This is a genomic window from Actinophytocola sp. (assembly GCF_035712165.1).
Taxonomy (GTDB): Bacteria; Actinomycetota; Actinomycetes; order Mycobacteriales; family Pseudonocardiaceae; genus DASYTH01.
The window spans coordinates 1-6223 of the sequence record NZ_DASTBH010000397.1; the positions used below are offsets into that span (position 1 = coordinate 1).

Consider the following 6223-nt stretch of genomic DNA (forward strand, 5'->3'; position numbering starts at 1 on the left):
ACGCCGGCCTGCATGTGGTGCACCACGCCGGGGAGTCCGCCGGCCCGGCGAGCATCCGGGAGTCGGTCACGCTCGGCCGGGCGGAGCGGATCGGCCACGGCATCCGGATCCTGGACGATCCGGCGCTGCTGGCCTGGGTGCGCGACCGGGGCATCGCGCTGGAGGTGTGCCCGTCGTCCAATGTGGCGCTGGGGCTGGTGCCGTCGCTGGCGGCGCACCCGTTGCCGGCGCTGCGCGCGGCCGGCCTCGCGGTCACCGTGAGCACCGACATCCCCAACCTCACCGGCCGGACACTGAGCACCGAACTGGCCGCGGTCCGGGACACCTTCGGCTACACCGACGCGGACCTGGCCGCCCTCAACCACACCGCGATCGACGCCTCGTTCGCGCCGGAGCAGACGAAACTGCGGCTGCACGCGGAAACCGCCGGCTGGCTCGGCTGAGCGGTGTCGGCCCGGGTGGCGGGTTTCCGCCAGTTCGCCGGAAAATTGTCTAGACCAATTGACGGGCCTGCCGGCGATCATGCACGTTCATTCGTGCAGCCCATCCACCCTGCCAGGAGGGCACAAGTGAAGGTCCGACACGTTTTCGCGTTGTCCGTCGCGGTGGTGGTCGCCGCCGCCGTGGTGGTGGTCGCACTGCTCCCGGCCCGGCCGGCGCAGGCGCACGGCACCATGTCCGACCCGCCCAGCCGGGTTTACGTGTGCAAGCAACAGAACCCGGAGAACCCCAGCAACGCGGCCTGCCGCGCGGCCATCGAACTCGGTGGCACCCAACCGTTCTACGACTGGAACGAGGTGTCCCTGCTGGGCGCGGGCGGCCGGCACCGGGAGCTCATCCCGGACGGAAAGCTGTGCAGCGCCGGCCGGGACAAGTACCGCGGTCTCGACCTGGCCAGGACGGACTGGCCGGCCAAGCGGATCTCGCCCGGCCCGCTGACGATCACGTACCACGCCACCGCGCCGCACGCGAACAGCAACTTCGAGTTCTACATCACCCGCGCGGGCTGGTCGCCGGCCCAACCGCTGCGCTGGTCGGATCTGGTGCCCATCCAGACCTTCAACAACCAGAACCCCACCACGTTCACCAACTGGACGATCACCATCCCGCCGCGCACCGGCCGGCACATCGTCTACTCGATCTGGCAGCGCGTCGTCGGTAGCGAGGAGGCCTTCTACACCTGCTCCGACGTCGACTTCGGTGGCGGCTCGAACCCGCCGCCACCCACCAGCACCACCACCAACCCGCCGCCACCGACGAGCCCCACCAACCCGCCGCCGTCCAGCGGCACGTGGGCGGCCGGCACCAGCTACCAGGCCGGGGCCCGGGTGACCTACAACGGGCAGAGCTACCAGTGCCGGCAGCCGCACACCGCCATCCCCGGCTGGGAACCGCCCAACGCCCCCGCCCTCTGGCAGCCCGCCTGATGACCCGAGCGGTCCTCGGCCTGATTGCCGCCGCCGTGCTCCTCCTGGCGGCCTGTTCGTCGCCGGCGCGCCCTGCCTCGTTCGCGCCGGCGACGAACCAGTCCGTCCAGGACGGATTCAACGCCGGCGACGTGATGTTCCTGCAGATGATGGTGCCGCATCACCGGCAGGGACTGGTGATCGTCGGCCTGGCCGCCGGCCGGGCCACGAGCCCGGCGGTGCACACCCTCGCCGCGGCCATCGAGACCACCCAGGCCGACGAGTTGGCGACCATGTCGGACTGGTTGCGGCAGTGGCGGCAGCCACCCGTCGCGGCGGCCGGCGCGCACACCGACCACGGTGGACTACCCAACACCACCGACCGGGAAGTCGTGGCACTGCGCGGAATCAGCGGCACGGAGTTCGACCGGCGGTTCCTCAACGTGCTGATCGCCCACCAGGACGACGCCGTCCAACTGGCCGCGCTGGAGACCGCCACCGGCCACAACGCCGGCGCCACCGCGCTCGCGCACCGGATCAGCGTGTCCCGGTTGGCCCAGATCGACCAGATGTTGGTGCTGCTGGGGCAAAAGCCATGACTAGCGGCAGCCGCCGGCCGGACGCGGCACCCAGTCGTCCGGCAGGGCCAGCATCGCGTCCAGCACCTCGCGGGCGGCTCCGGCCCGCTCCCACAACACCCGGGCCGGAGCCAGGACATCGGAGTCGCCCGGCATCCGGGCGGCCACCACGTCGCTCTCACTGTGCAGCCGGACCACGTCGAGGACGTCGTGGTGGGCTCGGACGCCGACCAGCGCGACCACTTCGCCCTGGTCGTCCCGTGGATCGAGGAACCGGAACCCGCGCCCGCGCAGGGCCCACAGCTGAGCCTCCAGATCGCCGGCCGGATTCTCGGCGAGCATGGTCATCCCTCAGCAGACCTCGCTGCCGGACAGCAGCGCCGACAGCCCGGCCGCCGGCATGACCAGCGCGGAACCGCGCGGGTCGCGGGAGTTGCGTACGGCGACCCGCCCACCGGGCAGATGTGCGATCTCGACACAGTTGCCGACCGCGCCGCTGAAACTGCTTTTCCGCCACCTGTCCGGACGAAGCGACGACGCCGGCATGCCGTTGTAGACCTCCACGACGATGCCCACCTTCCTGAGCAACGAAAATGCGTGTGTGCATGCACGTGCATCTGACCGTGCTGACGGTATCCGAGCGCACTCGAAAAGGCACGCGGGGTAAGTAACTTGCACCCGATCGGCCCAGTTGAGCGGGCAAACAGCCTAGATTTCGGCCCGCAGTTTCGCCAGCAGCGCCCGGCTGCTCTCCGGCGGCTCGGCATCCACGGTGAGCCGGTCGAACACCCGGCCGTAGCGCTCCAACTCGTCCAGGCGGTCCAGATACAGCGCGCCGGTCAAATGCTCGATGTAGACGACGTCCGGAAGCTCCGGTTCGGCGAACCGGAGCATGGCGAACGATCCCTCGGCGGCGTAACCGGACAGTTGATAAGGGACCACCTGGAGTACCACGTGCGGCAATCGGGTGATTTCCAAAAGGTGATCCAACTGGTGGAGCATCACGTTCCGGCCACCGATCGGCCGGCGCAGCACGGACTCGTCGATCACCACCCAGAACTTCGGCGCACCTGGACGGTGCAGCACCCGTTGCCGCTGCATCCGCAACGCCACCCGGCGCTGAACCTCCTGGCTGGCGACGTCGGGCCGGCCGTGGCTCGCGACCGCCAGGCAGTACTCCTTGGTCTGCAACAGACCGGGCACGAACTGGGCCTCGTAGGCCATGATCCGGGCGGCCGACTCCTCCAGACCGACATAGTCCTGGAACCACGCCGGCATCAGGTCGGAGTACCGGTGCCACCAACCGCGTTCGTTGGACCGCAGCACCATCGCCATGACCGCGTCGCGTTCGGCGGGTTCGGTCACGCCGTACAGCGTGAGCAGGTCCGCGACGTCGCGGCTCTTGAACCCGACCCGGCCCAGTTCCAGCCGGCTGATCTTGGACTCCGACCCTCGAATGGCGTAACCGGCTGCCGCCCGGGTAATCCCGGCGGCCTCACGCAACCGTCGCAGTTGGGCGCCGAGAATGATCCGGCGTGCCGTGGGACCGCCGCCGGTCTGGTCACGACGGCCGGTCTCATCGGACGGCGTATGCCCAACCATCACCCATTCTCCTCAAATGGCGCCACATTCGTGACCGACCGTACACATCGGCGCCGAACGGTCAAGTATCACACCTGTTTACGGGTCCGAATAGCACGTTTAGGCTGTGCCCCCGAGCAAACGCATACCGTTTGTGATCCACAACGCTGTGTGAGGCCCCCAACATGTCCCGTGCCCGGTCCGCCGAACCCGAGGTCGTCCCCGTGTACATCGACACCAGCAAAGCCAACATCGCCCGCGTTTACGACGCTTTCCTCAACGGCAAGGACAACTACGAGGTCGACCGGGAGGTCCTGCGCAGAGTCCAGCAGGTCACGCCGGAGGCCGCCCAACTGGCCTGGGACAACCGCAACTTCCTGATCCGGGCCACCCGGTTCATCGCCAGCCAGACCGGGGTGACCCAGTATCTGGACTGCGGGTCGGGCCTGCCGACCGCGGAGAACACCCACCAGGTCGCCCAGCGGATCTCGCCCGACTCCCGGGTCGTCTACATCGACAACGACCCGATCGTGATCGCGCACGGACGGGCGCTGCTCGAGGAGAACGAACTGACCCACTTCGTCTCGGCCGACATCTTCGAGCCGGAGCAGATCCTCGGCAACGAGGGGGTTCGCCAGCACCTGGACTTCGACGAGCCGATCGCCCTGTTCCAACTCGGCACCCTCCACCACTACGCGGGCAAACGCGACCCGGCCGAGCTCATGAGTGTCTACATCGACGCGCTGCCGTCCGGTTCCTACGTCGCCCTCTCGCACTTCTTCGACCCGGAGAACGAGGAGCACAGCCCGCTCGCCCGGCGCATGGAGGACGCGTTCCTGCACAGCAGCATGGGCACCGGCCTGTTCCGGACCAGGCCGCAGATCGAGGCGATGTTCGGCGGGCTGGAGTTCGTCGAGCCCGGCCTCACCCGCTGCGCCGACTGGTGGCCGGACGGCCCGCAGCTCAAGCCGCTCGACCCGGTGTCGCACTGCATCGTCGGCGGCGTAGCCCGCAAGCCGTAGCCGCCTCCGGAATTTCTAGGGGAAGTCCGTGCCCGGCCAACAGCGACCTCAGGGGACCGTGACGGCGCCCAGCCACCATCCACCCGATACCCGCACCGTCCGCCGGCACGCAACTACCGCACAGAAATTCCGGAGAGGCGGACCCGTAGGGCGGCGATCAGCTCGGCGCGGTTGCCGGCGCCGAGCTTCTGCCGCAGCCGGGCCACATGCTGCTCGACGGTCTTCGGCGAGATGTAGAGCCGGGCGCCGATCTCCTTCTGGGTCAACCCGTCCAGCAACAGTTCGCCCACCGCACGCTCCCGGCCGGACAGGCCGCCGGCCGCCGCGCCGCGGGTGACGAACCGGGCCCGCAACGCCCGGCCGGCGCCCAGCAGATCCTTGGCGGCGGCCGGATCGGGCAACCGGGCGGCCGCCGCGCCACACAGCGCGGCCGCCTCCCACGGCAGCCCGGCATCGGCCAGCGCCTCGGCCGTTCCGGTCACCACCGGCACCTCGAACCGGCCGGCGAGCACCCCGGCCCACACCCGGGCGGCCGCCGCCCGGGGCTGCACGTCGAGCGTCGCCAGCGCGGCGGCGGCGCGCCCGGCGGCGATCCCGTCGTCGGTCAGCACCGCGCGCTGCAGCCGCCACCAGGCCTGGCTCGCCACGCACCAGGACGGTGAGCCGGCCCGGGTCACCGCCACCGCCATGGCCGCCGCCACGTTGTCGGCCTCGGCCGGCGCGACCCGGGCCGCACCGGCGGACAGCTCACCCCAGGCGTCCAACAGCAACAGCTCCACATCGGACCCGGTGACCACCGGCGCCACCCGGTGCCAGGTGGCCCGCAGCGCGTCGTCGTCGCCGGCCCGCCGGGCCAGCCCGACCGTGATCGCCGCGGCCAGCACCGCGTCCCGGCGCAGGATCGGCACGTCGCTCGCTGCGGCCAGCGCCTCCCGGGCGTCGCCGAGCCGGCCGGCCCGCAGGTCGAGCCAGGCCGCCAGCAGCCGGCGCCGGGTGGTGCCCGGCCGGTCCTGGTACGCGGCGAGCATGTCGCGCGCCGTGCGGTCGTCCCCGCCGGCGATCGTCACGGTCACCGCGAGGTCGTCCCACCGCTCGGCGGCGAACGGGTCGGTGGGCACGGTGGCGACCGCGAGCCCGGCGAGCCGGCGGGCGGCCCGGGCGAACCCGCCGCGCACCGCCTCGACCGTGGCGTCCACCCCGTCCAGCAGCACGGTCAGCCCGCGCGGCGCCGAACCGGGCAGCGTCGCGTGCGCGGCGGCCAGGTCGCCGGCCGCCGCGTCGACATCACCGAGCAGCCCGGCGGCCAGCGCGGCGCGCGCGGCAGCCGTCGCCCCGTGCGCTCCGGCCAGCGTGGCGGCCACCCGGCGCCAGCGGCCCGCCGCGTCGTGCAGCGCCCCGTCGGCCGCCGCGGCGGCGGCCGCGACCCCGGCGGCCCGGCAGTCCGGGTCGGCACCGGCGGCCAGCGCCCGGTCGGCGGCGTCGATCGCCGTCACGGCGTCGCCGTCCAGCCAGGCGACCTCGGCCAGCACCGCGTCGTCCATGGTCATGGTGGTCATGGCCGGACCGCCGTGGTCGTCGTGGTCGTGGTGACGGTCGTCGTGGTCGTCGGGGTTTCGGGCCGGGTCGTGGTGGCCGG

8 protein-coding genes are annotated in these 6223 nt (G+C 71.5%); 4 read left to right on the top strand and 4 right to left on the bottom strand.

The window, feature by feature from the left end; genetic code table 11:
• From VFO68_RS21960 to VFO68_RS21970, 3 genes are all read left to right on the top strand, one after another.
• The coding region (locus tag VFO68_RS21960; protein ID WP_414635546.1) for an adenosine deaminase family protein at nt 1-443 on the top strand (443 nt) is incomplete at its 5' end.
• Nucleotides 444-569: 126 nt separating this feature from the next.
• Nucleotides 570-1427: a lytic polysaccharide monooxygenase gene (locus VFO68_RS21965; RefSeq protein ID WP_325160237.1), complete on the top strand. Its 858-nt coding sequence runs from the start codon at nt 570-572 to the stop codon at nt 1425-1427.
• Nucleotides 1427-2005 carry a DUF305 domain-containing protein gene (locus tag VFO68_RS21970; protein WP_325160238.1) on the top strand — a complete coding sequence of 193 codons (579 nt, stop codon included), beginning with the start codon at nt 1427-1429 and terminating at the stop codon, nt 2003-2005. The genes VFO68_RS21965 and VFO68_RS21970 overlap by 1 nt, the downstream gene beginning before the upstream one ends.
• Here the strand turns inward: VFO68_RS21970 and VFO68_RS21975 are convergent, their stop codons facing one another.
• The 3 genes from VFO68_RS21975 to VFO68_RS21985 all read right to left on the bottom strand — a co-directional run bounded on the left by VFO68_RS21975 (nt 2006) and on the right by VFO68_RS21985 (nt 3586).
• Nucleotides 2006-2332, bottom strand: a complete 327-nt coding sequence (locus tag VFO68_RS21975; RefSeq protein WP_325160239.1) for a hypothetical protein — start codon at nt 2330-2332, stop codon at nt 2006-2008.
• 3 nt (nt 2333-2335) lie between these two features.
• Entirely contained in the window at nt 2336-2530 is a 195-nt protein-coding gene (locus VFO68_RS21980; RefSeq protein ID WP_325160242.1) for a DUF397 domain-containing protein, read from the bottom strand.
• 162 nt (nt 2531-2692) lie between these two features.
• Nucleotides 2693-3586: a helix-turn-helix transcriptional regulator gene (locus VFO68_RS21985; RefSeq protein WP_325160243.1), complete on the bottom strand. Its 894-nt coding sequence runs from the start codon at nt 3584-3586 to the stop codon at nt 2693-2695.
• A 164-nt stretch (nt 3587-3750) separates the two neighbouring features.
• Between VFO68_RS21985 and VFO68_RS21990 the strand changes: the two genes are divergently transcribed.
• Nucleotides 3751-4587 carry an SAM-dependent methyltransferase gene (locus VFO68_RS21990; protein WP_414635547.1) on the top strand — a complete coding sequence of 279 codons (837 nt, stop codon included), beginning with the start codon at nt 3751-3753 and terminating at the stop codon, nt 4585-4587.
• A 113-nt stretch (nt 4588-4700) separates the two neighbouring features.
• Here the strand turns inward: VFO68_RS21990 and VFO68_RS21995 are convergent.
• Nucleotides 4701-6223: helix-turn-helix transcriptional regulator (locus tag VFO68_RS21995; protein WP_325160241.1), on the bottom strand; the 1523-nt coding region annotated here is incomplete at its 5' end.

Bases quoted from the DNA above. Each gene is read 5' to 3' on its own strand.
- VFO68_RS21970 (WP_325160238.1), top strand. From the start codon at position 1,427: ATGACCCGAGCGGTCCTCGGCCTGATTGCCGCCGCCGTGCTCCTCCTG.
- VFO68_RS21975 (WP_325160239.1), bottom strand. From the start codon at position 2,332: ATGACCATGCTCGCCGAGAATCCGGCCGGCGATCTGGAGGCTCAGCTG.
- VFO68_RS21980 (WP_325160242.1), bottom strand. From the start codon at position 2,530: ATGCCGGCGTCGTCGCTTCGTCCGGACAGGTGGCGGAAAAGCAGTTTC.
- VFO68_RS21985 (WP_325160243.1), bottom strand. From the start codon at position 3,586: ATGGTTGGGCATACGCCGTCCGATGAGACCGGCCGTCGTGACCAGACC.
- VFO68_RS21990 (WP_414635547.1), top strand. From the start codon at position 3,751: ATGTCCCGTGCCCGGTCCGCCGAACCCGAGGTCGTCCCCGTGTACATC.